The sequence below is a fragment of the Photobacterium angustum genome (genome assembly GCF_003026365.1).
GTDB classification, from domain to species: Bacteria; Pseudomonadota; Gammaproteobacteria; order Enterobacterales; family Vibrionaceae; genus Photobacterium; species Photobacterium angustum.
The window spans coordinates 1-24,353 of record NZ_PYOM01000013.1; the positions used below are offsets into that span (position 1 = coordinate 1).

Here is a 24,353-nt window from a genome sequence, read left to right on the forward strand (position 1 = left end):
TTATTAAATAGGTAAAACAATACTAAAAAGATATTTGATTATTCTTGTGTTATTTACGAAAGCATTTTTTAACAGAGTGTTTTGGTAATTAATATTATTTAAATTAAGGTAAATATTATGAGTAGTGCATTCTATATTCCTACTGTTAACTTTATGGGCGCAGGCTGTTTGACTCAAGCGGCTGATGCGATTAAATCTCACGGCTTTAAAAAAGCACTCATTGTTACCGATAAAGTATTGAACCAAATTGGTGTGGTTACTCAAGTTGCTGTATTGCTCACTGAGCGTGATATTGACTCTGTGGTTTACGACGGCACTCAACCAAACCCAACCATTAAAAACGTTGATGAAGGTTTAGCGTTACTAAAAGAAAACCAATGTGATTTTGTGATTTCATTGGGTGGTGGTTCTCCACACGACTGCGCGAAAGGTATTGCGCTATTGGCTGCCAACGGTGGCCACATTGGTGACTACGAAGGTGTTGACCGTTCTGCAAAAGCACAGCTACCTGTGGTTGCTATTAATACCACTGCTGGTACCGCTTCTGAGATGACACGTTTCTGTATCATCACTGATGAAGAACGTCATATTAAGATGGCGATTGTCGATAAAAATACGACCCCATTAATATCTGTAAATGATCCTCAGTTAATGTTGGCAAAACCTGCATCATTAACTGCTGCAACAGGGATGGATGCATTAACTCACGCTATCGAAGCGTATGTTTCAACAGCCGCAACACCAATTACTGATGCAGTGGCAATTAAAGCGATTGAGTTAATTCAACAAAACCTACGTACCGCAGTGAAAGATGGTCAAAACCTTAATGCTCGTGAGCAAATGGCGTATGCACAGTTCATGGCTGGTATGGCTTTTAACAACGCGTCACTCGGTTATGTACATGCGATGGCGCACCAGTTAGGCGGTTACTACAATCTTCCTCATGGTGTATGTAATGCGGTTTTACTGCCACATGTTCAGCGTTATAACGCGCAAGTATCAGCTGAGCGTTTACGTGATGTTGCTAAAGCAATGGGTGTTGATGTTGAAGGTATGACAGCAGAGCAGGGCGCTAATGCAGCACTTGAAGCGATTGTCGCGCTATCTAAAGATGTTGGCATTCCACTAGGTTTAAAAGAACTTGGTGTGAAAGAAGAAGATATCGCATTACTTGCTGATAATGCATTGAAAGATGCTTGTGGTTTCACTAACCCTAAACAAGCAACCCATGAAGAAATTTCACAGATCTTTATGGCTGCAATGTAATTGCTAAAGTAATGAGATAGTAAAAAGGCAATCTAGTGATTGCCTTTTTTAATGGTTAACTTTTATTTAAGCTTAATTGCGTTAAAGCAGTGGGCTAAACATATAGAAAAAGCGCTCAATAAATTTGTTCTTCATTGAACGTTTGCTCCATTGTTCACGATCGATTTCGTCAGAATCAGCAATATAGCTTTGTTGTAATTGACTTAGCTCTTGGGTGAAAACAATATTGTCGACCGCCATCGTCACTTCAAAATTAAGCCATAAGCTTCGCATATCAAGATTTACAGTACCAATGAGGCAATGGCTATCATCAATAACCACAGATTTTGTGTGTAACAATCCGCCGTGGAAACGATGGATATGTACTCCTGATTCAAGTAAATCACTAAAGAATGATCGGCTTGCCCATTCCACCATTATTGAATCATTTCTGCGCGGAATAACAATGTGTACTTCAATACCACGATCAGCCGCTCCTTTCATTGCATGTAGTAAATGTTCACTCGGCACGAAATAAGGGGTTGTGATAACGACAGATTTTTGTGCTTGGTAAATACTTAGTAACAACGCTTGATGTATAATATCATCTGGCATACCTGGCCCTGATGGTATGACTTGTACCGTGTCTTTATGTGCCGTATCCAAGGTACAGGAAGGCAGTGGGGGTAAAAAGCGTTTACCTGTTTCTACCTCCCAATCCCATGCTTGAATACAATTTAGAACCGAGACGGTAGGGCCTGAAATTCGCACCATGACATCGACCCATTGACCCACGCCGGCATCAACTTTAAAGAATGCAGGATCGACTAAATTCATAGAGCCTGTGTAAGCAATATGATCATCAACAACGACAATTTTACGGTGTAGACGTAAATCCAGACGACGGAAGAACATCCTAAACGGTGATACCGCTAATGCTTCAACTAATTCGATGCCAGCGCCGCGCATTAACTTAGGCCAATGCGATCGGAAGAATCGCATACTACCCGCAGAATCAAGTAACAAACGAACTCTAACACCACGTTTAGCCGCTTGAATTAAAGCAACGCCAACTTCATCAGCAAGTCCACCAGGGTTCCAGATATAAAATTCAAGGTGGATTGAATGTTGTGCATTATTTATGTCGTTAACCAGCGAACGTAAAATTTCTTGTGGTGATGATTGTAAGGAAAGATCATTACCAATAAGCCCGGGTATACCTAATCGATTTTCACATAAATCACTGATCGGCTTAGCAACAAGGCTCATTTCCTGAGGTTGATGCCCCGGACAATCATTGAGTTGTTTAAACCAATTAGCAAAAGGCATAAACATTTCACGTGCACGTTCAGCTCGCTTTTTACCAAGATTTAATTCACCAAATAATAGATATGCAATTACCCCACCGATGGGTACGATGTAAATGATCATCATCCACGCTAGCGATACTCCAACAACACGACGTTTAAATACGACGCGAACAGTAACCGATGCGATGAGTAACCAGTAGGCGAAAACGCCAATCCACGTTAAGACTTGATAAAATTGTTCCATCAAATGACTTCATTGATTCAATAATACGTTATAGATATATAGTGCATTGAAAAGTAAAAAAAACCTAATATTTAGGGTGTTTATTAACAAAAATGGGGTGAAGAATCAGTTTTAACTGTTTAATTAAATGCATAAATTACACCTAATATTAATTACTGAAATTTATTGAGAAGAAGTATTTAGTAGATAGGGATATTCCACTTTTTTACTGTGTTAATTTCGCACCTGACTTTTCCTTTGATATTGTGCTGGTATACTCGCTCGCTCTTTTGTTGTAAGGCTGCCCTATGTTTACTCTTGTTTACCAACACCCTGATTTTTTAGTCATTAATAAGCATCCAGGTATCAGTGTTCATAAAGATGACAATGATCAGCCGTTACTCGCTGCTGTTGCTGAACAAACTGGCGACGAAAAGCTCTATTTGATACACCGTCTCGACAAAATGACATCAGGTTTACTTCTGCTTGGACGCAATAAAGAAGCGGCATCGATCCTATCTTCAAATTTTGCCGAGCGTGTGGTCGAAAAGTTTTATGTTGCGATAGGCACCAAAAAGCCAAAGAAAAAACAAGGCGTGGTGATTGGTGATATGACTCGTTCACGTCGTAGTAGCTGGAAATTAGAAAGTACGAAGGAAAATCCAGCCATTACTCAGTTTTTCTCAACAGCAGCAGGTGAAGGACGACGTTTATTTCTCTGTAAGCCTCATACAGGGAAAACGCATCAGATCCGTGTTGCATTGCGTAGTGTTGGTTCAGGTATCACTGGCGACGATATTTATGGTACTGAAGCGTCAGATCGTGGTTACTTACATGCTTATGCACTGTCTTTTCCTTATAAGGGCGAAACACAGCGTTTTATTTGCCCCCCAACAGACGGTAAATTGTGGCAAGTAGCTGAGGCACAACAGGCGTTAAACGATTGGAATCAGCCATGGCAATTAGAATGGCCAACACTGGCTTATAAAAAGGCGAGCGTATAAAGCCTTGAAGTCGTTGCTGTGTTTTTCTGCAATTTATTTAGAACTGTAGAAATCCTCAACAATTAGCACCAGTAGATATTCTTGGTGCTATAACTATCAATAAGCTTGACGTATAATGGCTGTCTAGGATCACCTAGCAAGAGAAAAAACATGCGTATTGCCCGCTCACGAGCTCATAGAAAGCAACTTCGTAATCAACGTCAACTTCGTCATTGTCGTTATCGGGCTCAGCAGTTCTTTCAATTAAAGCACACTACGTTTTATTCCCCTTATCTCCCTGAATTGAAACAGACTAACGATGGTATTTTTCAATTATCGTCGCAATTAATTTACCGTAATTATCCTGCATTTATACCGCTTTTTTTACCTAGAGAAATCACAGCTTCAGTGTCGCCAACGACCCTATTATTAGCGGCTTGAGTAATATAAGACGTGGAAACTGGTATTCTTGTGGTCAGTGTATAAAATAGCGCCCTTAATTCACTATATAGTTTGAAATTATGGAAATAAGTGCATTACCCACTTTAGAAGCTCATCTACTAACAGCATTGTCTTCACCGCCAAATGAAGTTCGTCGACTCTTTCATGGTCGTGGACGTTGTTGGCAAGGGTTAGAGCAAATAACGGTTGATTGGCTACAAGGTCAAGTACTTGTTTCCTTGTTTAAAGAGCCTTCAACTGAGTTCTTAGCTGAACTTACCACTTTGCTTAATAACCTAACTAAAACAGCAGAATGGCAAAACAGTGGTGCGACATCGCTATTGCTTCAACATCGTGATCGCGAAGGATCTCCGATGGATGTGGTGTGGGGTGAAACGTCAGAATATCAAGATGTGATTGAAAGTGGTTTAGTGTACAAGCTAGATCTGGGTCGTAAGCAAAATAACGGCTTGTTCCTTGATATGCGATTAGGCCGTGATTGGGTTCGCGAGCAAGCAGCTGGTAAACGCGTGTTGAACTTATTCGCTTACACCTGTGGTTTCTCGGTTGCTGCGATTGCTGGTGGCGCAGAGCATGTTGTGAACCTTGATATGGCAAAAGCAGCATTAAGCCGTGGTCGTGATAATCACCATTTAAATAAACATGATTTAAAGAAAGTCAGTTTCTTAGGTCATGAATTATTTAAGTCATGGGGTAAGGTGCGCAAATATGGCCCATACGATCTCATTATTATTGATCCACCATCATTTCAGAAAGGTAGCTTTGCGCTCACGAAAGATTACCAAAAGATCTTACGTCGCTTACCTGAATTGTTAACCGAAAACGGTACAGTGTTAGCGTGCGTGAATGATCCGAGCATTACTTCAGCTTTCTTAATTGAAGGTATGGCAGCAGAAGCACCAGAACTCGTGTTTGAGAAGCGCCTCGATAATCCACCAGAGTTTAAAGATATTGAGCCAGAAGGTGGTTTAAAAGCATTGGTATTCCAACGCAACTAATTGAAAAATCGAAGATAGCGATAACCACTTTCTTATCCCTTATGTTTTTAATGTAAGGGATTTTTTGTATCTAATTACTAGGTTACTAGTGATAAAAATGGATAAAACATCACATAACCATATATTCAACCTTACTAACTTGTTCATAATTAAGGCTAATGTTGCAATTTTGTAGCAGCTGACAAATACTGAAAAGGCAGAACATATAAAAACAAAAAACGCAGGATTGTTAGTTAGTTCGTTTAGGGTAGCCACATAACAAAACATAGATTAAGGATGAGTCATTATGTTTAAGTCTTTTTTTCTCGATCGGCGCTGGTTTTTATGGTCGATTTTAGGTAGTGCCTTAATTCTGTATGTGACTTGGTACAAAGTACAGATTGATGTTGAGGTGAATGAATGGTTTGGGACATTTTATGATTTGATCCAGAAAGCACTGGCGAAACCTCATGCGGTTACATTTGATGAGTTTCTTTCTGGTTGTATCGAGTTTTTTAATATTGTCTCTGTTTATATCATTATTGCAGTGATGCTTGATTTCTTTGTTCGTCACTATGTTTTCCGCTGGCGAACAGCGATGAATGATTATTACATGTCACACTGGGATAAAATTCATCATATTGAAGGTGCTTCTCAGCGAGTTCAAGAAGATACCATGCGCTTTGCGCGTATTGTTGAAGGGTTAGGGGTGAGCTTCATGCGCTCATTAATGACGTTAGTCGCCTTCCTACCTATTTTATGGGTGCTGAGTGAAAACATTACTGAACTACCGTGGATAGGTGAAGTTGACCGATCATTAGTGTATTTAGCGATTATCTCTGCCTTGTTTGGGACAGTTTTACTGGCGGTTGTTGGTGTCAAATTACCTGGACTTGAATTTAAAAACCAAAAAGTTGAAGCGGCATATCGGAAAGAGCTGGTTTTTGGTGAAGATCAAAGCAATAGAGCACAGCCAGAGACAGTTGGCGAGTTATTTTTCAACGTACGTAAGAACTACTTTAATTTATATCGTCACTATCTTTACTTTGACATTGCGAAATGGTCATACATTCAATATACCGTTATTGTACCGTATATTGCGTTAGGACCTGCGATTGTATCTGGCGCATTAACGCTCGGTGTGTTGCAGCAAATTTTACGTGCCTTTGGTAAGGTAGAAGATTCTTTCCAATTCCTTGTTCATTCATGGAGCACCATTGTTGAGTTAATGTCTATTTATAAACGTCTTAAAGCATTTGAATTGCAAATAGATGAAGCGATTGCAGCAGAACAAGTACCTGCAGATTAAATAGTGTTATATCGAAATAATGCGATGGTAGATTTCAAATAGAAAATGGAAAAGCCCGTACCAAATGAGCATTGGTACGGGCTTTTTATCGTTATGAAAATGAATATTAATTCAATGCTTCACAAGATTTTTTAGATACCGCTTGCTCGGCCATTGTACGACCACTGATATCTTTGATCGTAATTAGGTAATTTACACCACTATCAAACAATGGTTTTATTTCTTTGTCATTACAGTAGTTTCTCGCAGCCACTTTTGCAGCATTTGATGGTGAGATACGACTTTTCCCACCATAAATAACATTTATTTTAACGGTATTTCCTGACGCGTAAGCTTGGGTTATTTGATAAGCATCGATTTTTGGATAAGGTGCTTTACTATCAATTGCAGCCGCACGGCTTTTTGCTAATGCTTCTGCAATTTGTTGTTTTTCATGAGAAGCACAGCCACTAAGCAGTAATAAACCTAATGATGCAGTGATTAGCGCTTTGCTTATAGTTAATTTCACAATTTCGACCTTAAATAAATTATGGAAGTACTTTTTTAAATGGCTTCACAATCACATTAGCGTATACGCCTGCATCAATATAAGGGTCAGCGTCAGCCCATTGTTGTGCTTGTTCTAAAGAAGCAAATTCTGCAATAACAGTCGAGCCGGTAAATCCTGCGTCACCTGGGTTCTCACTATCAATAGCGGGCATAGGTCCTGCAACTAATAGGCGACCTTGTTCTTGTAAATCCTTCAAACGTGCAAGGTGTTTTTCACGTACGCTCATACGTCGCTCTAAGCTATTTTCAACGTCTTGAGAAAAAATGACATACCACATTATTGTTCTCCCTAATAAAGTACAGAAATGATAGCAGTAAGGTGTGGCTATCTATCTTGTTGTTCTATTTCCCCATAGTAACCAATAAAAAAAGCACTAACTAGGCGTATTTTTTATATTTGTCGAATGTGGTTAATAACGTCATTTTTTGTAAAAAAAAGAAAAGCCCCAGAAAACTAGGGCTTTGATGTTAGTTGAGAAACTCTTGGCATGTTTTAAAATGATAAATTCTGTCTAATGGCTGCCATTTATCTTTAGCTGATTGATTTTTATCGGCACCTTGAAACTGTGCCACGTAAGCCTCCCACTCGGCTTGACGAGGGAGAGTTGCTAACTTCGCCATTGCGATATCATGATTAAAGTCGTCGTTGGTTATCATTGTCATAATGATAGTGTCGTCATGTAAATATAACTCCATATCTAACACTTCAATTTCAGCTAAGGCTGCCACGGTTTCTGGCCACATATTTTCGGGCTGATGTGCTTTTATATATTCACTGGCATTAAAGTGTTCATTAATCTTAAGTACTTTGGTAAAAATTTTCATTTATCGCACCATCGCTTTTTTAAAGGCAAAGAAACTGATCACACAGTAGCCAAAGGCTGGGGCTAATTCAGCCATCGAGAAGTCAGAAACATTGTCAGCAATGAAACCCATAAGTGGCACCATAGCGACAGAGCCTACAATCATCATTACCATAAAAGAAGAAGCAATTTTTGTGTCTCTTCCTAAGTCTGCAATACCTAGAGAGAAAATAGTAGGGTACATAATAGCCATGAACATTGCTGCGGCTACTAACGAGTACACTCCAATATATCCAGGTGCAAATGATGCTGATAGTGCAGCAATGCAAGATAAGATGGCTAAATACCCTAATACTAAATGAGGAGAAAAGCGTTTAATTAGCTGTGTACCAAGAATACGTCCAACAAGAGCACCAACAAGTACGTAGATTAAATAGCTTGACGCTTGATCTGGTGTTAGTTCTAGTTTCATTGCACTGTATCGAATTGCGAAGGCATAAATACCATTTTGACAGCCATTCATTAAAAACATCGCAATGAGCGCCCACTTGAAATGAGGCTTTTTCATGACACGCTTAAATGTTTTGAAATAGCCGTCAGAAGATTCACCAGCACTACCTACATCACTTGCTTTAGGAAATGGTGTGAAAATGACTAAAGCAACGATAAGACATAGCCCTATTGCAATAACGAAATAAGGTGCTGTCGCTGTTTGTACTAAACTGTGATGGTAAGCTTCTACTTGTTCTTGAGACATGGCAGCTAATTGAGTTTCACTTTTATATGTAACGCCTTTTAATATATAGTGAGAGCCAATAATTGCCGTTAAAAAGCTTGCTGCTACATTAAAGATTTGTGCAAAGTTTATTCTAAAAGCAGCTTCATCTTTGGAGCCTAGCATTGTTGCAAGCGGGTTTGCTGATGATTCTAAAAATCCACAACCGCCAGCGATGACAAACAGGCCAACTAAGAAATAGCCAAAACTAAAAATTGATGCAGATGTCGAGCACAGAAAAGTGCCTGTCGCCATGCACACGACACCAATAAGAATTGACACTTTAAAACCAAATTTATTACTGACAATACCTGCAATGATCGGAACGAAAAAATAGCCAAAATAAAAAGCACTATCAATGAATCCCGTTTGAAGATTGCTTAATTGGAAACCGATCTGAAACTGAGGAAGAATTACATTCTGAAGTGCATTAGGGATACCCCAAGCAAAAAACATAACACAAAGGGTGGCAAACGCGAGAGTATATTTCTTAGTGGTTGAAATGTTATTAACATTCGACTCTTTTATATTTACATGCATTTAATTATGCCTCATTCCATTATTGTAAAAAATCATCATTAAGTAGGGTTGATGAAATATTACCTAAAAAAGTCACTTAATTAATTTATGGTTTTTTAATTGCTATCATGGTCTTTATATTCTGTATTTATTCGGTTTTTTATTTTTAAAGTTTAAAAATAAAGGTTAATTAAATAACCTTTATTTTTATTAATTATAAACTATAGAATAATGACGCATTTTCATTAAATAATTTGTATTGGATGTTATGATTATTTTTATAAATAGGTTTTTCACATAACTCTATGATTTTATTTATTTTTGATGCAACTTGGCATACGGGCCAATCTGTGCCAAACATAACACGACTTGGGCCAAATATATCAATCACATACTTTATATATTCTATGAGTTCTTCTTCTTTCCAGTTATACCAGTCGGCTTCGGTAACAATGCCTGATATTTTACAGTAGACATGTGGGTAATCCTTTGCAATTTTCTTTAAATGAATAGCCCATGTATCCCATTCTTTTTTCTTTATGTTTGGTTTGGCAATATGATCAATAACCAATTTCATTTTTGGTAATTGTTCTATTAATCTTATTGTGTTTTCTAAGTGTTCACTTTTTATTAATAAGTCATAAGTGTAATTATATTCATTTAATAAACGTAAACCATTAATAAATTGCAGGTCGAGCATAAAGTCTATGTCTAGTTCATCATGTATAACATGACGAAAACCTTTTAATTTAGTAGACGCTTTATATTCTTTTAATTGATGCTCGAGATTCTTTGATTTTAAATCAATCCAGCCAACAATACCTAAAATATGTTCATTATGATCGGCTAAATCTAATAACCATTTTGTTTCCTGATCCGATTGTCGAGCTTGAACAACAACACTGCCATGAATATTATTGCCTTTCATTTCTTCTTTATAATGACTTGGAAGAAAATCTTGTTGCAAAACTTTCATGGAATCATCAATCCAATCATACTCACTTGGGTTGTAGTGCCAATAATGTTGGTGAGCATCAATTATTTTCATGGATAATTTCCTTATTACAAGTGAGTTAAGGTGTCAATTTCGTTCCAAAATTCCTGAGGAATAGTGGCAGTAATACCTTTTAAATTTGACTCTAAATGATGCTCTTTCATGGCGTTAAGCATCACACTTGTAATTGCTTTATGTCTAAACGGAAATTGGATAGCTGCGGCAATTGGGTCGACATTATGTTTTTCACATACTTGATAGATCCGTTGTACTTTTGCAATGATTTCATCAGATGCTGGTGCATAATCATAGTAAGAGCCAACCTTAGGACCAGATGCTAAAATACCTGAGTTAAATACGCCGGCAAGAATAATTGAAATATTCTTTTTGGCACATTCATCGAGAAAACCATCATCTGCGGTTTGGTTTAATAATGTATAGCGACCTGCGAGCATGAAACAATCAAAATCAGTATGCGGCATTGCTTCTTTTAGAACGTCATGTTCATTACAACCAATCCCAATTGCTGTTACTAATCCTTGGCTACGTAACTCATCCATAGCCTTATAACCGCCATCCATTGCAATCTTGAATTGTTTATTGTGCTGATCACCATGCGTATAACTACCGATATCGTGCATTAATAAAATATCAATTCGATTTGTACCTAAACGCTGGCAACTATCTTCAAATGAGCGCATCACGCCACTGTAGGAGTAATCATAATGACGATTAAATGGCGCTTCATTAGGGAAATCATTTGGCATTTGCACTCCTTGCTCATGGCGAGGGTGTAAAATACGACCAACTTTTGTTGATAGAATATAATCGTCACGATTATATTTATGAAGGCTTAACCCGAGACGACGCTCTGCAAGGCCCGCCCCATAGTGAGGAGCAACGTCGAAATAACGACAGCCAACATCCCAAATTTTATCTAAAGCAGCACACGATTGGCGAGTTGATATTTCACGATATAAATTACCAAAACCACTAGCTCCAAAACCAATTTTAGTTAAATCTAAATTTGTTTTGCCCAATTTTTTTGTTTCCATCATCTATCCTTAAATTATGCGATTAATTGGTTCATAGCTTTTTTAATACCATGTTGCTTAATATTGCTTATATGGGATGAAACGGTTTCAGTAAGCTTTGGTACACTGTTTAAATCTTCTCCCCAGTGTTCAGTCATACCAAGAACATTCATTGTTAATTGTTGAATATTGGATTCATAAAGAGGTTGCCACTCTTTGAAATTATTAAGTATTTTTAAATCATCATTTAGTTCATAGGTTTCATTTTCACGAGTTCCTTGATAGAAACAAATAAGTGCAGCTAATGAAAAGGAAATGTATGCAGGCGCTTGATGATAAGTTTTACTATATGAGATCAATTGTGGTAGAACTCGAGCCTTAAATTTGGCAAATGAGTTCAAAGAAATACTCAATAAGTTATGTTGGATGTATGGATTTTTGAAGCGGCTAATCACTGAGTTATAGAAATCAAGTAGTTCTTCTTGCGGCATTTTAATCATTGGTATGACTTCATGGCGAATAAGATTATCAACAAATGATTGAATATATTCATCTTCAATAGATTCTCTAACAGTATCGAATCCTGATAAGTACGCGACAGGAACCATTGAGGTGTGTGCACCATTTAAAATAGCAACTTTTCGCTCTTTATAGCTTTTTATATCGTCAACAACGTTAATGTTCAGTGGATATTGATTTAGCTTTAATTTATCTTTGAGCCAATCTGGCCCTTGAATAACAAATAAATAAAAATGCTCTGCTGTAACTAGGAAATTATCTTGATACCCTAAAGCTGATTCTATTTGTTGTATTTCATCTTTAGGGTAGCCTGTTACAATTCGATCAACAAGGGTAGAGCAAAATGTATTTGCCTCATTGATCCATTTTTGGAATTGATGCCCTAAATCCCATAGGTAAATATATTGTTCAATGCATTTTTTTAACTCTTCTCCGTTATAGTCAATGAGTTCGCAAGGAAGAAATATAAGCCCTTTATTGATGTCACCATTAAATGTAGTAAAACGATGAAGAAGAAATTGTGTAAGTTTACCTGGAAAAGTTGAAGCTGGTTGGTCATGAAGTTTATCAGTATCATTAAATTTGATACCAGCTTCCGTTGTATTTGAAATAACCCATTCTAAATCTGGATTTTCTGCTTCTAGTAGATACTGGTCAAATTCTTGATAGGCTAATATTTCTTTATTAACTGATTGTATTACTCTCGCTGTTGATTCCTTTTCTCCCTTTTCATTAATCCCTCTAATTAGAGTTGTATATAATCCATCTTGATTGTCTAGTTTTGGATGCAGGCTATTAATTGGTCTTATTACTGTAATGCCAGTATTAAAATCTGTATGCTCATTAAGTAAATCAAACTGCCAGTCAATAAACGCTCTTAAAAAATTACCTTCACCAAATTGTATTGCTTTTGTCGGGTAATTCTTTCGTGGGTATGACGCATTGTTTAATATCATAAATTTACTCTTATCTTTAAATTATTATTAGCTGTCAGGCGAGGTAAACTATGTGATGAATATACCCATGAAAAATTGCCTTTTTATCTGTATGGTTATTTAATGTGTTAGTATTCATTTTTTTCGGTTTTTTATCGGTATTTAATGTAAGGAACAAAGTAATATCGATGATAATTACAATAAGTATTGATCTATATAAGAAGCATAAATAAGATATGATTGTCAGGTGGGGGCTTTAATAAGAGGCCATTACAGTGAATACAGTCTACAAAATTAGTGATAAAGACAATGTTGTTATTGCATTAAAGAACTTTAAATGTGGTGAATTTTTTACTATTGGAAATAATAGTATTGAAATAAAAGAGCCTATTGATAAAGGCAATAAAATTGCATTAACTGATATTAAAAATAGTGAATTAATTATAAAATATGGATTTTCAATAGGTCATGCTATTGAAGATATAAAGCAAGGTTTTTTAGTTCACACCCACAATATAAAAACGAATTTATCTGATACGATTGATTATACATATACACCTAAAATAGAGAAAGAACGTGTTTCTCTTTCTGAAAGAGAAATTAATGTTTATCAAAGAAGTAATGGTGATGTAGCAATAAGAAATGAAATATGGGTAATACCAACGGTTGGTTGTGTAAACGGTATTTCAGAGCAGATTGTTAATGAATTTCAAAAGAGACATACACTAGATGATATTGATGGTGTTTTTGTTTTCAAGCATCAATTTGGTTGCTCTCAACTTGGTGGCGATCATGAAAATACTAAACTGATTTTAGGCGATCTCGTTAAACATCCAAATGCTGGTGGGTGTTTAGTGGTTGGGTTAGGCTGTGAAAATAATCAAATTTCTGCATTCAAAGAAAGTTTAAATGATTATGATGAAAACAGAGTCATGTTTATGAACTCTCAAGATGTAGAAGATGAGATAGAAAACGGTGTTGAAAAATTAGAAATTATTTATCAATTAGTTAGAGCTGATAAAAGACAGAAGTTGCCAATCGGCAAGTTAAAAATTGGTTTAGAATGTGGTGGTTCAGATGGTTTTTCTGGTTTAACTGCGAATCCATTACTCGGTAAGTTTTCTGACTACATCATTAACTATGGTGGTACATCTGTTTTGACTGAAGTACCTGAAATGTTTGGCGCTGAGCATCTTTTATTCGAACGATGTAACGATAAGAAGACGTTTGATAAAGCAGTGAATATGGTGAATGATTTTAAACAGTATTTTATCGATCATAATCAGCCAATCTATGAAAACCCATCTCCTGGTAATAAAAAGGGTGGGATCTCAACACTAGAAGATAAATCACTGGGTTGTACTCAAAAATCAGGTTCATCGAGTGTTATTGATGTTTTAATGTATGGCGAAAAAATAAAGCAAAACGGTTTATTGTTATTAAATGCACCAGGTAATGATCCTATTGCAACAACAGCTTTATGTGCGAGTGGGTGCCATATTGTGTTATTTACAACAGGTAGAGGGACACCTTATGGTGGGGTTGTACCTACAATAAAAGTGTCTTCGAATAATACATTAGCCGAGAAGAAGAAAAATTGGATTGATTTTAATGCTGGCAAACTTTTGACAGGTACTTCTATGGAGGATTTGTTAGAAGAATTTGTTGATCGTATTGTCGCTATTGCTAATGGTGAATTGACCTGTAATGAAAAAAACAATATGCGTGAAATTGCTATTTTTAAATCAGGTGTAACACTTTAAATAACGAGCAGCACCAAATGGTGCTGCTTTTTTATTGTTCAATTAGATTATTCTCAAAAGACTTTTTAGCTGTCTTTAAGTGAAGTTCTAATTCATCTTTTGCTTCTAAGTAATTACCAGATAACATTTTACACAATATCGATATATGTTCCGAAATAGCTATTTGATTTCTATTTCTTAAGTCGTGGTCATCCCATTGATACTGCAAATGAAATATCATGGATATAGTTTCAAAATACTCATCCATAAAAACATTATCGCTGGCAGATAGAATAAGTTTATGAAATTCCCTATCTATATTTGAAAACTCTCTATAGTCATTTATTATTTTTTTATCAAAGTTTTTATGTTGCTCTAATAAGTACTTTGCTTGTGTCCAGCGAATATCATTTTTAGGAAGTTGCATGAAACTTTTTATTGAATGGTTCTCAATTAACAATCTTAAATCATATAATTTGTTTACATAATTAACATCAATTGGAGTCATTTCCCATAGCCCATGCTCTTGAAGTTTTAGTATCTTAAATCGAGAAAGGATAACTAATTGTTCATGAACTTCTTTGACACTTATTCCAATTTCAGAGGCAAGTTCTCTTTCGGTGAAAAGGTCACCTGGTTGTATTTTTTTACTATTAACAGCATAATTAAGATATTTTTCAACAAGCTCTTTGGGTTGTTTTATTCTTGTTTTTTTTACTTTCTTATATTTATCATTACTATCCGGTATTCTTGATAAAACAATGCCATCGTTGGTTTCTATAAGTAATTTTTTGTCTATAAATTCATTTATTATATTTCTAATTGTCGTTCTACTTACACTATAAAGATCTGCAAGAATTGTTTGTGATGGTAATGGGGACTCGATATTTCCCTGACTTAAATCATCTATTATTTGATTAGCTATGAGTTTTCGCAAATTTTTACTTCGTGACATGCTTTATCCTCCTGCTATATATAAAAAACCATTTAACGACTAAAAAAAAGGATTACAGTCACACTAATTATTTATTTTAAAAATATGTGAAGTGTAAAGGTCGATAATGTTCTCAATTTAATGAGGAGCACCTGTTATGAAAACTTTAGTTGTTGAAAAACCATATACCTTTAAATATGAAGAAACTAATATTCAAAAGCCGAGGTTAAATACTGTTACCTTGCGTGTGTTAGCAGTCGGTATTTGTGGTACAGACATTCATGCTTATACAGGGAATCAGCCTTTTTTTACATATCCTAGAGTTTTAGGTCACGAAGTTTGTGGTGAAATTACTGAAGTAGGTGAAAATGTAACACAATGGAAGCAAGGTGACCGTGTTGCCTTAATTCCATATGTATCATGTCAAGTTTGTCCATCCTGCCAAAGTGGCCGTCCTAATTGTTGTGAAAATATTTCGGTTATCGGCGTTCATGAAAATGGTGGTTTTTGTGAGTATTTAAATGTCCCAGCATCGCAATTACTTTCAGTCTCTGATGTTGAACCATCTACAGCAGCCCTCATAGAACCATTTGCGATCAGTGCCCATGCTGTCAGACGTGCAAATGTGCAAAAAGGTCAAGACATCCTTGTGGTTGGGGCTGGGCCAATTGGACTTGGGGCTGCAGCTATTGCCAAAAGTGATGGTGCAAATGTTATCGTCGCTGATACTTCTGAAGAACGTCGTAAGCACATTGAAAAGGTTGTCGGCGTAAAAGCTATTACACCTGATGAAGAGGCGGTTAGAGAGTGTTTTTCAGGTGCTCTGGCACTGACTGTCATTGATGCTACTGGTAATGCTAATGCGATGAATAACGCTGTAAACCTGATTCGTAATGGCGGCACGATTGTGTATGTTGGTTTGCATAAAGGTAACTTAGAAATTAGTGATCCAGACTTCCATAAAAAAGAGACCACATTAATGGGAAGTCGTAACGCGACACTTGAAGATTTTGAAAAAGTGGCCCGTTTAATGGCGAGTAAAGACATCTCAGCAGAAATGATGTTGACTCATAGTTTTATGTTTTCTGAGTTGGCTGAAATTTATCAAGAGCAAGTTATTGATAACAAGCAATTATTGAAAGCTGTTATTTTAATGTCAGAGTAATTCGAGGTAATGATAATGGCAGATATCACCATTAGCGTTATTGGAGAATGTATGGTTGAGCTACAAAAGTCGGGGGAGTTATATAACCCTAACTTTGGTGGCGATACCTTAAATACAGCCTTGTATCTCGCTCGTTTAGTTAATGGAAAAAATATCAGTATTAATTATGTTACTGGTATTGGTGAAGATATTTTTAGTCAGAAAATGGTGAGAGCTTGGCAAGCTGAAAACATTAACACTGATTTAGTTCATACCTCAGCAACTAAAAATGCTGGTTTATATGTAATTGATACTGATTCTGATGGCGAGCGTAGTTTCCATTATTGGCGAAGTGATTCTGCCGCACGATATTGGTTACTCGATGTCAGTGTGCCAGATTTAGTCAGTAAGCTCAGTCAAAGCCAGTGGATTTATTTAAGTGGTATCAGCTTAGCAATATTGCCGAAACAAGCGCTTGAAATCTTGTTTGATGTTTTACATCAATGCCATCGACAAGGCACTAAGATTGCTTTTGATAACAACTATCGAGCAAATCTGTGGTCTTCGAGAGAGGAAGCTCAGTCTGCTTATCGCCGTATATTAAAGATGACAGATCTTGCTTTTTTAACTTTCGATGATGAGCAAGCATTGTTTGGTGATGCAAGTGAATCACAATCAATAGAACGCGCGCAAGTAATGGGAATTGATGAAATCGTTATAAAGCGAGGCAGTAACGCTTGTTTTGTTGTTAAAGATGACCAACTTCATGAGGTACCTGCTAGACATATATCAAATATTATCGATACAACTGCCGCTGGTGACTCGTTTAGTGCGGGTTATATGGCAAGTCGATTTATAGAATGTGATGTACTAAAAGCTGCTGCAATGGGGCACTTACTCGCAGGCACTGTTATTCAATACCCTGGTGCCATCATTCCGTTAGATGTAATGCCACAACTTAATAATTAGGAACAAATATGAATTTACTTGAAAAACTACAAACGATGAAAGTTGTGCCTGTTATTGCAATGGAAAATGCAAGTAATGCAGAAAAGCTTGCAAAAGTTTTGGTAGATAACGGCCTCCCATGTGCTGAGGTTACCTTTCGAACACCCGCCGCAAAAGAAGCAATTATTAATATGCGTAAGGCATATCCAGATATGTTATTGGGCGCGGGAACAGTGTTAACAACAAAACATGTCGATGATGCGATTGAAGCTGGCGTAGATTTTATCGTTAGCCCTGGATTCAATCCAAATATTGTTAAATACAGTCAACAACGCAAGGTTAAAATCATTCCTGGTGTTAATAATCCAAGCTTGGTGGAACAAGCTTTGGAGATGGGAATTGAGACACTAAAGTTCTTTCCTGCGGAGCCATCTGGTGGTGTTGCGATGCTAAAATCGCTAAGCGCAGTATATCCAGTTAACTTCATGCCGACTGGTGGCGTTAATGAGGCTAATATAAATAATTATCTTACATTACCTTCGGTACTTGCTTGTGGTGGTACTTGGATGGTTCCTAATGCTTTGATTGAAAATGAGCAGTGGGAAGATATAGCCGTTTTAGTAAAGACTGTTGTAGAACAACTTCGTAAAACAGTTGTTTAACAATGAAAAAGTCAGGTTCATTGAACCTGACTTTGCTTATTACGAGTTTTTTTGAATTGGGCGAGGGCGGCCTTCACTGTTAATAGCAACATAATTAAACGTTGCTTCGCATACACGGTATCGATCACCGACAGCCTCAACATCGACAGGTTTCACCCATACTTCAAGACCCACACTCATTGATGTATTACCAATACGCTTACATTCACCGTAACAGCAAACCACGTCACCAACACCAACGGGTGCTTTAAACTCTATTTTGTCAACAGAGACAGTCACAACACGCCCGCCAGAAATTTCTTTAGCAAGGATCGCACCTGCTAAGTCCAATTGGGACATGATCCAACCACCAAATATATCACCGTTGGCGTTGGTGTCGGCTGGCATGGCAAGCGTGCGAAGCAGAAGCTGTCCGCGAGGGATATTATTTTCAGTGTTCATGATTTACAACTTTACTGGTTATTGTCACTTTTCGGTAAGTGGCGATAAATGTAGCCACCGGTGAGGAAGGTAAAGAGTAGCGTTAATGCTAATAGCCCAAATACCTTAAAGTCTACCCATATATCTAAAGGGAAATTAAATGCAATATAGATGTTTACTATAGCGCAGACAACAAAAAACACACTCCAAGCAAGGTTAATTCGTAACCAAATTGATTCAGGTAAAGTAATTTCTTTACCCAGCATGCTTTTGATAAGCGGTTTACCCATAAATTGGCTAATAAGTAATGCTAGAGCAAAGATGGCGTAGATGATGGTGACTTTCCACTTAATGAAGTTTTCGTCATGGAGGAAAATGGTTAAGCCACCAAAGATGGCCACTAATACGAAAGTAACCAGTTGCATTTTTTCGACTTTTTTATAGATAAACCAAGTCAAAGCTACCTGAACCGCTGTTGCTGCAATTAAAGCGCCAGTGGCGATAAAAATGCCACTTGTTTTGAATAAAATAAAGAAAATTATAAGGGGAATAAAATCTATTAATTGTTTCATTACAACAACTCATTTTTAATAATTATTGATAGTATACCTTTTTAGAATCATGAATGAAAAACGATCAAAAAAAAGCTGCTTTTCACAATTTGGTGAGAGCATAGCTTTAGCGTTATGAGCTTGGAAAAATAGACTAGGTAATATGCGTAGAAAGAGTGATTCTATGTAGGGAGAAATAGTAAAAAGCCTATCAACGAGAAAGTGGCTCTCATGTGATAGGCTTTTATTAATAATTTTTTTAAGGTTTTAGCGTTTACTTGCCGCTTTCATCGATGAAATGAATGCAGATAATTTTTCTAACATTACGGTGTTGTTTTCAAGATTTTGCTCGATAATTTTCACGACTGCAGAGCCTGAGATTGCGCCCGCTGCACCTGCGGTGATCGCTTCCTTAACTTGCTCTGGAGAAGAAATACCAAATCCTAAAATAGCTGGCGGCGCGTTATGTGCTTTAAGGCTAGATAACAAGTGATCGATTGGCATTCCCGCTTTAGTTTCTGCACCCGTTACACCTGCGCGTGATAACAGGTAAGTGTAACCACCACCCAGTTCAGACACAGCTTGGAGCGTAGTTTCGTCTGCATTTGGTGGCGCAATAAAAATAGGGTGAACACCGTATTTATTTGCCGCATCACGAAACTCTTGTGACGCATTAACAGGAACGTCAGCAATCAGCACTGAATCTACACCTGCTTCTGCACATTGCTGATAGAAGTTATCGATACCTGCAGCAAACACTAGGTTGGCGTACATCAACAAACCAATTGGCATTGTTGGGTATTTCTGGCGAATTTGCGTAAGCATTTCAAAACACAACACAGGGGTTGTGCCAGATTCTAATGCGCGAATGGTTGCACCTTGAATTGTAGGACCATCAGCGAGAGGATCTGAAAATGGAATACCTAATTCTAAAGCATCAGCGCCAGATTCAACTAATGTATCAATGATCTTCATTGATTGTTCTGGAGTTGGATCGCCAATGGTAACAAAAGGCACAAAGGCGCCTTCATTGCGCTCAGCTAATGTGCTGAATAATTGTTGATAACGATCCATTATATAGCTCCTTTTTCCTGCAAAATATCGTGAACAGTAAAGATATCCTTGTCACCACGACCTGATAAGTTAACTACTAGCAATTGTTCTTTTTCTGGCTCTGCATGAATAAGTTTCATTGCATAAGCTAATGCATGAGCAGACTCAAGCGCAGGAATGATCCCTTCTTTACGTGCAAGCAATTGGAATGCATCTAGTGCTTCATCATCAGTTACAGATCCGTACTCAGCACGACCTGTTGCATTTAAGTGAGCATGTTGTGGACCGACTGATGGGAAATCAAGGCCTGCTGATACAGAGTAAGACTCTTCAACTTGACCGTGTTGATCTTGCATCAGTGGTGCTTTCATACCAAAGAAAATACCTAAGGTACCGTGTTTAAGAGGTGCACCATGCATATCGGTATCTAAACCTTTACCGGCAGGCTCTACGCCAATCAGTTTCACATCTGTTTCTTCAATGAAATCTGAGAACATACCTATGGCATTTGAACCACCACCGACACAAGCAATAACCGCATCAGGTAGGCGACCTTCTTTCTCTAAGATCTGGGCTTTAGTTTCTTCACCAATAATATGCTGGAATTCTCGTACAATCGTTGGGAATGGGTGAGGGCCTGCCGCAGTACCTAGCAAGTAGTGTGCTTTGTCATAACTTGCAGACCAATCGCGCATTGCTTCATTACAAGCATCTTTTAAGGTTGCAGAGCCTGAGTGGACAGGAATGACTTCTGCGCCCATCAACTTCATACGGAATACGTTAGGGCTTTGACGTTCAACATCTTTAGCGCCCATATAAACGCGGCATTTAAGGCCGAGTAGTGCACAAGCAAGTGCGGTAGCAACACCGTGTTGACCTGCACCAGTTTCAGCGATGATCTCATTTTTACCCATGCGTTTAGCAAGTAATGCTTGACCTAACACTTGGTTAGTTTTGTGCGCGCCACCGTGTAATAAATCTTCACGTTTCAGGTATAGCTTTGTTTTTGTCCCTTTCGTCAAGTTCTGACATAGCGTTAGGGCTGTTGGACGACCAGCGTATTCTTTAAGTAGTGTAATAAATTCTTGTTGAAAACTTGGGTCTTGCTGCGCTTCAATAAACGCATCTTCCAATTGGTCTAATGCAGGCACTAAAATTTGTGGTACATACTGACCACCAAATTCGCCAAAAAAGGCATCTAATTTACTCATAATTATTTATCGTCCTTAATATTTTTGATTGCCGCGAATGCCGCACTCAATTTATTCGGGTCTTTTTTACCTGGCGCACTTTCCACACCAGAATTTAAATCAAGGCCATCAAATCCTAATGCTGCCGCTTGTTGTGCGTTGTCTGCATTTAAGCCACCAGCCAGTAATATACCTTTGCGACCGCCGCTTTGGATCAACGACCAGTCGAAGCTTGTCCCTGTACCACCAGTTTGATTACCTACTTTACTATCAACAAGGTGTTTATCAACTTGGTATGCTGATAAATCAGGTAAAGCATCTGATACCCCGTGGGCTTTCCAAATTTTACATTGAGCTGGAAGTTGTGCTTTTAGCTCATTAATGTATTGCTGCGTTTCTGTGCCATGTAGCTGCACAACACTTAGTGCAAGTTGTTTTGCTGTATCGACAATTGTTTCAAGCTCTGCGTTTTGGAATACGCCAACATAATCGAGTGGGGCGCCTGTCATCACATGGCGTGCTTGCTCGATTTCAACACAGCGAGGGGATGCAGGAACAAAAATTAAACCGCCGTAAACAGCACCATTTTGGTAAGCGATGGTGGCGTCTTTCGCTTCGGTTAATCCGCAAACCTTGTTATCACCAAGTAATACACGGCGTACCGCAAGATCGAGGTTATCTTCTGCCATTAACGAGCTACCAATTAAAAAGCCATTGGCATATTGAGATAACTGGCGAATTTCTTGATTGCTATAAATGCCAGACTCCGAAATCACAATCGTGTCTGGTGATAATTTCGGTGCAAGCTGTTTAGTGCGGTCTAAATCAATACTTAAATCGCGTAAATTACGGTTGTTAATACCGACAACTTTCGCTTTTAAGTTAATTGCACGTTCAAGCTCTTCTTCGTTACTTACTTCGGTCAAAATGCCAAGATTTAATTGATTGGCAACATCAGCAAGGGTTTGGTATTCCTCGTCATTGAGGACTGACAACATAAGCAAAATAGCATCAGCTTGATAGTGACGAGCTAAATAGACTTGATAGGTATCAACCATGAAATCTTTACATAGTACCGGTTGGCGTACTTGACCACGGACTTGAGGGAGAAACTCAAAGTTACCTTGGAAGTACTTTTTATCGGTTAGAACTGAAATCGCACTAGCGTAGTTGTTGTACACACTAGCAATGTAATCAAGATTAAAATCGTCTCGGATCAAGCCTTTTGATGGTGAGGCTTTTTTACATTCAAGAATGAATGCAGGGCGCTCTACACCATTATCAGTATTGGTTGATAACGCTTGGTAGAAGTCGCGATCACTTGGGATGAGATCATCAATAAATGAATCAAGTGGCTGTGATTCCTTACGTGCTTCTACCCAAATTCTTTTGTCAGCAACAATTTTTGCTAATACTGTTTCCATGATTATCCTCGTGCTGCCAATTTTTCTACTAATTCAAAAGCTTTGCCTGATTGCATGACTTCAATGGCTTGTTGCGTATTTTGTTTAAGATCTTCTTGACCGAATAAACGTAATAGCAGGGCTACGTTGACTGCTACTGCACCAACTTGGGCAGGCGTACCTTTACCGGTTAAAATGTTAGTGATAATGGCGCGGTTCTCTTCAGGTTCGCCGCCTTTAATCGCCTCTAACGGGTAGGTATCCAAACCGAAATCAGCAGGAGTGAGAGTGTATTCGGTGATTTCGCCATTAATGATTTCCGCAACATGGGTTTCACCATGAATAGCCACTTCATCTAAACCACTACCGTGAACTACTGCCGCACGTTTCATGCCCATGGTAGCCATGGTTTCTGCAATCGGACGAACGAGGCTATTGTCGTAAACCCCCATAAGTTCAATGTTAGGTTTTGCAGGGTTAATTAAAGGCCCAAGTACATTGAAGATGGTGCGAGTCTTTAATGTTTGGCGTACTGGCATAGCGTGGCGTACACCACCGTGATATTCAGGCGCGAATAAGAAACACACGCCAAGTTCATCTAATGCGCCACGCGCGTTTTCTGGTGTCATCGCAAGGTTGATACCAAACTTATCAAGCAGATCTGAAGAGCCCGATTTGCTTGAAACGCCACGGTTACCGTGTTTCGCCACTTTAATACCACAAGCTGCAGCTACAAATGCTGCTGTGGTTGAAATATTAATGGTATTGGCACCATCGCCACCTGTCCCTACGATATCAGCAAAGTCATAATCTGGGCTTGGGAAGGCGTTAGCGTTAGCGACTAAAGCGCTTGCGGCTCCAGCAATTTCTTGTGGTGTTTCACCTTTAATTTTCAACGATGTTAAAACGGCCGACAGAATAATGGGATCGACTTCACCCTTGATAATTGCATCAAATAGGGTGTGACTCTCTTGTTGGCTCAGAGATTCTTGATCGTAGAGTTTATTGGCAATATCGTAAATTTTGTTATCCATAATCATCGTCCTTAATGCTTTGAATTATTCTTTCCGTTAGATGTTGTTACCCAATTTAAGGTCTGTGTTAAAAGCTCCGCCCCTTGTGTCGTTAGGATTGACTCAGGGTGGAATTGAAAGCCACATACCTTATCTTCTTCGTTCAGTACTGCCATGACTAAGCCATTAACATCGGCGATAGTCTCTAGGCTTGCTGGCATTTCTGTTGCAACTAATGAATGGTAACGTGCAATAGAGAGAGGATTCGGTAAATTGCCAAACACTGCATGTTGGTTGTGGCTCATCATTGCAGCTTTACCATGGACAATTTCACCTGCGCCTGAAACTTTACCGCCGTAAGCTTCAACAATCGCTTGTTGTCCTAGGCAAATACCAATCATTGGTACTTTACCTTTCACTCGTTGGATCAGTTCAGGCATACATCCTGCTTCTGCTGGCACACCAGGACCGGGGGATAACACTAAAACAGGATTGCTTTTGGCACTAAGTGCATTTTCTACTTGCTCTGCGGTTAAGTTATTACGGTAAATCGTTACTGGATGACCGAGAGAACGAAATTGATCAACAAGGTTGTAAGTAAACGAATCAAAGTTGTCGAGTAGCACAATATGGGCTGGGGTTGCGTTTGTCATTGT

25 protein-coding genes are annotated in these 24,353 nt (G+C 38.2%); 9 read left to right on the plus strand and 16 right to left on the minus strand.

What is annotated here, in order from left to right:
• Window positions 1-117 precede the first annotated feature (117 nt).
• Entirely contained in the window at window positions 118-1,266 is a 1,149-nt protein-coding gene (yiaY, locus tag CTN01_RS14050; RefSeq protein WP_005370749.1) for an L-threonine dehydrogenase, read from the plus strand.
• An 81-nt stretch (window positions 1,267-1,347) separates the two neighbouring features.
• On the opposite strand, the gene cls is transcribed toward yiaY, so the two are convergent.
• A complete protein-coding gene (gene cls / locus CTN01_RS14055) occupies window positions 1,348-2,799 on the minus strand; it encodes a cardiolipin synthase (RefSeq protein WP_045082648.1) in 1,452 nt (483 codons plus the stop codon).
• 287 nt (window positions 2,800-3,086) lie between these two features.
• Here cls and CTN01_RS14060 point away from each other — a divergent pair, with 287 nt between their 5' ends.
• The 4 genes from CTN01_RS14060 to sbmA all read left to right on the plus strand — a co-directional run bounded on the left by CTN01_RS14060 (window position 3,087) and on the right by sbmA (window position 6,509).
• Entirely contained in the window at window positions 3,087-3,782 is a 696-nt protein-coding gene (locus CTN01_RS14060; RefSeq protein ID WP_045131845.1) for a TIGR01621 family pseudouridine synthase, read from the plus strand.
• A gap of 150 nt (window positions 3,783-3,932) precedes the next feature.
• The gene (locus CTN01_RS14065; RefSeq protein WP_045149569.1) at window positions 3,933-4,202 is read left to right on the plus strand and encodes a hypothetical protein; all 270 of its coding nucleotides are present in this window, start codon (window positions 3,933-3,935) and stop codon (window positions 4,200-4,202) included.
• A gap of 80 nt (window positions 4,203-4,282) precedes the next feature.
• Entirely contained in the window at window positions 4,283-5,221 is a 939-nt protein-coding gene (locus CTN01_RS14070; RefSeq protein WP_045082645.1) for a class I SAM-dependent methyltransferase, read from the plus strand.
• Between the two features lie 286 nt (window positions 5,222-5,507).
• Window positions 5,508-6,509 (plus strand): peptide antibiotic transporter SbmA, encoded by a 1,002-nt coding sequence (sbmA, locus tag CTN01_RS14075; protein ID WP_052666675.1) that lies wholly within the window; start codon window positions 5,508-5,510, stop codon window positions 6,507-6,509.
• 106 nt (window positions 6,510-6,615) lie between these two features.
• Here sbmA and gspS2 read toward each other — a convergent pair whose 3' ends face one another.
• From gspS2 to CTN01_RS14110, 7 genes are all read right to left on the minus strand, one after another.
• On the minus strand, window positions 6,616-7,017 hold the full coding sequence (gene gspS2, locus CTN01_RS14080) for a type II secretion system pilot lipoprotein GspS-beta (RefSeq protein ID WP_006646988.1): 402 nt from the start codon (window positions 7,015-7,017) through the stop codon (window positions 6,616-6,618).
• 19 nt (window positions 7,018-7,036) lie between these two features.
• On the minus strand, window positions 7,037-7,336 hold the full coding sequence (locus tag CTN01_RS14085; RefSeq protein ID WP_006646989.1) for a YciI family protein: 300 nt from the start codon (window positions 7,334-7,336) through the stop codon (window positions 7,037-7,039).
• Between the two features lie 190 nt (window positions 7,337-7,526).
• Complete coding sequence (locus CTN01_RS14090) at window positions 7,527-7,883, minus strand: L-rhamnose mutarotase (RefSeq protein ID WP_045082643.1); 357 nt, start codon at window positions 7,881-7,883, stop codon at window positions 7,527-7,529.
• Window positions 7,884-9,176, minus strand: a complete 1,293-nt coding sequence (fucP, locus tag CTN01_RS14095) for an L-fucose:H+ symporter permease (RefSeq protein ID WP_045127209.1) — start codon at window positions 9,174-9,176, stop codon at window positions 7,884-7,886.
• 193 nt (window positions 9,177-9,369) lie between these two features.
• Complete coding sequence (locus CTN01_RS14100; RefSeq protein ID WP_045127208.1) at window positions 9,370-10,203, minus strand: amidohydrolase family protein; 834 nt, start codon at window positions 10,201-10,203, stop codon at window positions 9,370-9,372.
• Between the two features lie 14 nt (window positions 10,204-10,217).
• A complete protein-coding gene (locus CTN01_RS14105; protein ID WP_045082640.1) occupies window positions 10,218-11,204 on the minus strand; it encodes an aldo/keto reductase in 987 nt (328 codons plus the stop codon).
• Between the two features lie 14 nt (window positions 11,205-11,218).
• Window positions 11,219-12,658, minus strand: coding sequence for a tagaturonate reductase (locus CTN01_RS14110; RefSeq protein WP_045127207.1), 1,440 nt, complete (start codon window positions 12,656-12,658; stop codon window positions 11,219-11,221).
• 254 nt (window positions 12,659-12,912) lie between these two features.
• Between CTN01_RS14110 and CTN01_RS14115 the strand changes: the two genes are divergently transcribed.
• On the plus strand, window positions 12,913-14,400 hold the full coding sequence (locus tag CTN01_RS14115) for a UxaA family hydrolase (protein ID WP_045149571.1): 1,488 nt from the start codon (window positions 12,913-12,915) through the stop codon (window positions 14,398-14,400).
• Window positions 14,401-14,431: 31 nt separating this feature from the next.
• On the opposite strand, the gene CTN01_RS14120 is transcribed toward CTN01_RS14115, so the two are convergent.
• Entirely contained in the window at window positions 14,432-15,334 is a 903-nt protein-coding gene (locus tag CTN01_RS14120; RefSeq protein WP_045149573.1) for a GntR family transcriptional regulator, read from the minus strand.
• Window positions 15,335-15,470: 136 nt separating this feature from the next.
• Here CTN01_RS14120 and CTN01_RS14125 point away from each other — a divergent pair, with 136 nt between their 5' ends.
• Genes CTN01_RS14125 through CTN01_RS14135 form a run of 3 tightly spaced genes read left to right on the plus strand, consistent with a single transcriptional unit; the run spans window position 15,471 to window position 18,067 of the window.
• Complete coding sequence (locus tag CTN01_RS14125) at window positions 15,471-16,478, plus strand: zinc-binding alcohol dehydrogenase family protein (RefSeq protein ID WP_045149574.1); 1,008 nt, start codon at window positions 15,471-15,473, stop codon at window positions 16,476-16,478.
• Between the two features lie 15 nt (window positions 16,479-16,493).
• The gene (gene kdgK, locus CTN01_RS14130; RefSeq protein WP_045149575.1) at window positions 16,494-17,426 is read left to right on the plus strand and encodes a 2-dehydro-3-deoxygluconokinase; all 933 of its coding nucleotides are present in this window, start codon (window positions 16,494-16,496) and stop codon (window positions 17,424-17,426) included.
• Window positions 17,427-17,434: 8 nt separating this feature from the next.
• A complete protein-coding gene (locus CTN01_RS14135) occupies window positions 17,435-18,067 on the plus strand; it encodes a bifunctional 4-hydroxy-2-oxoglutarate aldolase/2-dehydro-3-deoxy-phosphogluconate aldolase (RefSeq protein ID WP_045149576.1) in 633 nt (210 codons plus the stop codon).
• Between the two features lie 39 nt (window positions 18,068-18,106).
• Here CTN01_RS14135 and yciA read toward each other — a convergent pair whose 3' ends face one another.
• The 7 genes from yciA to CTN01_RS14170 all read right to left on the minus strand — a co-directional run bounded on the left by yciA (window position 18,107) and on the right by CTN01_RS14170 (window position 24,350).
• Window positions 18,107-18,508 (minus strand): acyl-CoA thioester hydrolase YciA, encoded by a 402-nt coding sequence (gene yciA, locus CTN01_RS14140; protein WP_005370787.1) that lies wholly within the window; start codon window positions 18,506-18,508, stop codon window positions 18,107-18,109.
• An 11-nt stretch (window positions 18,509-18,519) separates the two neighbouring features.
• A complete protein-coding gene (locus CTN01_RS14145; RefSeq protein WP_005370788.1) occupies window positions 18,520-19,059 on the minus strand; it encodes a septation protein A in 540 nt (179 codons plus the stop codon).
• 246 nt (window positions 19,060-19,305) lie between these two features.
• A complete protein-coding gene (gene trpA / locus CTN01_RS14150; protein WP_045082634.1) occupies window positions 19,306-20,112 on the minus strand; it encodes a tryptophan synthase subunit alpha in 807 nt (268 codons plus the stop codon).
• Window positions 20,112-21,302, minus strand: a complete 1,191-nt coding sequence (gene trpB / locus CTN01_RS14155) for a tryptophan synthase subunit beta (RefSeq protein WP_045082633.1) — start codon at window positions 21,300-21,302, stop codon at window positions 20,112-20,114. The genes trpA and trpB overlap by 1 nt, the downstream gene beginning before the upstream one ends.
• 2 nt (window positions 21,303-21,304) lie before the next feature.
• Window positions 21,305-22,705, minus strand: a complete 1,401-nt coding sequence (gene trpCF / locus CTN01_RS14160; RefSeq protein ID WP_107342180.1) for a bifunctional indole-3-glycerol-phosphate synthase TrpC/phosphoribosylanthranilate isomerase TrpF — start codon at window positions 22,703-22,705, stop codon at window positions 21,305-21,307.
• A 2-nt stretch (window positions 22,706-22,707) separates the two neighbouring features.
• A complete protein-coding gene (gene trpD / locus CTN01_RS14165) occupies window positions 22,708-23,718 on the minus strand; it encodes an anthranilate phosphoribosyltransferase (protein WP_045127200.1) in 1,011 nt (336 codons plus the stop codon).
• An 11-nt stretch (window positions 23,719-23,729) separates the two neighbouring features.
• The gene (locus CTN01_RS14170; RefSeq protein WP_045082630.1) at window positions 23,730-24,350 is read right to left on the minus strand and encodes an aminodeoxychorismate/anthranilate synthase component II; all 621 of its coding nucleotides are present in this window, start codon (window positions 24,348-24,350) and stop codon (window positions 23,730-23,732) included.
• Between the last annotated feature and the right edge of the window lie 3 nt (window positions 24,351-24,353).

Bases quoted from the DNA above. Each gene is read 5' to 3' on its own strand.
- yiaY (WP_005370749.1), top strand. From the start codon at position 118: ATGAGTAGTGCATTCTATATTCCTACTGTTAACTTTATGGGCGCAGGC.
- cls (WP_045082648.1), bottom strand. From the start codon at position 2,799: ATGGAACAATTTTATCAAGTCTTAACGTGGATTGGCGTTTTCGCCTAC.
- CTN01_RS14060 (WP_045131845.1), top strand. From the start codon at position 3,087: ATGTTTACTCTTGTTTACCAACACCCTGATTTTTTAGTCATTAATAAG.
- CTN01_RS14065 (WP_045149569.1), top strand. From the start codon at position 3,933: ATGCGTATTGCCCGCTCACGAGCTCATAGAAAGCAACTTCGTAATCAA.
- CTN01_RS14070 (WP_045082645.1), top strand. From the start codon at position 4,283: ATGGAAATAAGTGCATTACCCACTTTAGAAGCTCATCTACTAACAGCA.
- sbmA (WP_052666675.1), top strand. From the start codon at position 5,508: ATGTTTAAGTCTTTTTTTCTCGATCGGCGCTGGTTTTTATGGTCGATT.
- CTN01_RS14085 (WP_006646989.1), bottom strand. From the start codon at position 7,336: ATGTGGTATGTCATTTTTTCTCAAGACGTTGAAAATAGCTTAGAGCGA.
- CTN01_RS14090 (WP_045082643.1), bottom strand. From the start codon at position 7,883: ATGAAAATTTTTACCAAAGTACTTAAGATTAATGAACACTTTAATGCC.
- fucP (WP_045127209.1), bottom strand. From the start codon at position 9,176: ATGCATGTAAATATAAAAGAGTCGAATGTTAATAACATTTCAACCACT.
- CTN01_RS14100 (WP_045127208.1), bottom strand. From the start codon at position 10,203: ATGAAAATAATTGATGCTCACCAACATTATTGGCACTACAACCCAAGT.
- CTN01_RS14105 (WP_045082640.1), bottom strand. From the start codon at position 11,204: ATGGAAACAAAAAAATTGGGCAAAACAAATTTAGATTTAACTAAAATT.
- CTN01_RS14110 (WP_045127207.1), bottom strand. From the start codon at position 12,658: ATGATATTAAACAATGCGTCATACCCACGAAAGAATTACCCGACAAAA.
- CTN01_RS14120 (WP_045149573.1), bottom strand. From the start codon at position 15,334: ATGTCACGAAGTAAAAATTTGCGAAAACTCATAGCTAATCAAATAATA.
- CTN01_RS14125 (WP_045149574.1), top strand. From the start codon at position 15,471: ATGAAAACTTTAGTTGTTGAAAAACCATATACCTTTAAATATGAAGAA.
- kdgK (WP_045149575.1), top strand. From the start codon at position 16,494: ATGGCAGATATCACCATTAGCGTTATTGGAGAATGTATGGTTGAGCTA.
- CTN01_RS14135 (WP_045149576.1), top strand. From the start codon at position 17,435: ATGAATTTACTTGAAAAACTACAAACGATGAAAGTTGTGCCTGTTATT.
- yciA (WP_005370787.1), bottom strand. From the start codon at position 18,508: ATGAACACTGAAAATAATATCCCTCGCGGACAGCTTCTGCTTCGCACG.
- CTN01_RS14145 (WP_005370788.1), bottom strand. From the start codon at position 19,059: ATGAAACAATTAATAGATTTTATTCCCCTTATAATTTTCTTTATTTTA.
- trpA (WP_045082634.1), bottom strand. From the start codon at position 20,112: ATGGATCGTTATCAACAATTATTCAGCACATTAGCTGAGCGCAATGAA.
- trpB (WP_045082633.1), bottom strand. From the start codon at position 21,302: ATGAGTAAATTAGATGCCTTTTTTGGCGAATTTGGTGGTCAGTATGTA.
- trpCF (WP_107342180.1), bottom strand. From the start codon at position 22,705: ATGGAAACAGTATTAGCAAAAATTGTTGCTGACAAAAGAATTTGGGTA.
- trpD (WP_045127200.1), bottom strand. From the start codon at position 23,718: ATGGATAACAAAATTTACGATATTGCCAATAAACTCTACGATCAAGAA.
- CTN01_RS14170 (WP_045082630.1), bottom strand. From the start codon at position 24,350: ATGACAAACGCAACCCCAGCCCATATTGTGCTACTCGACAACTTTGAT.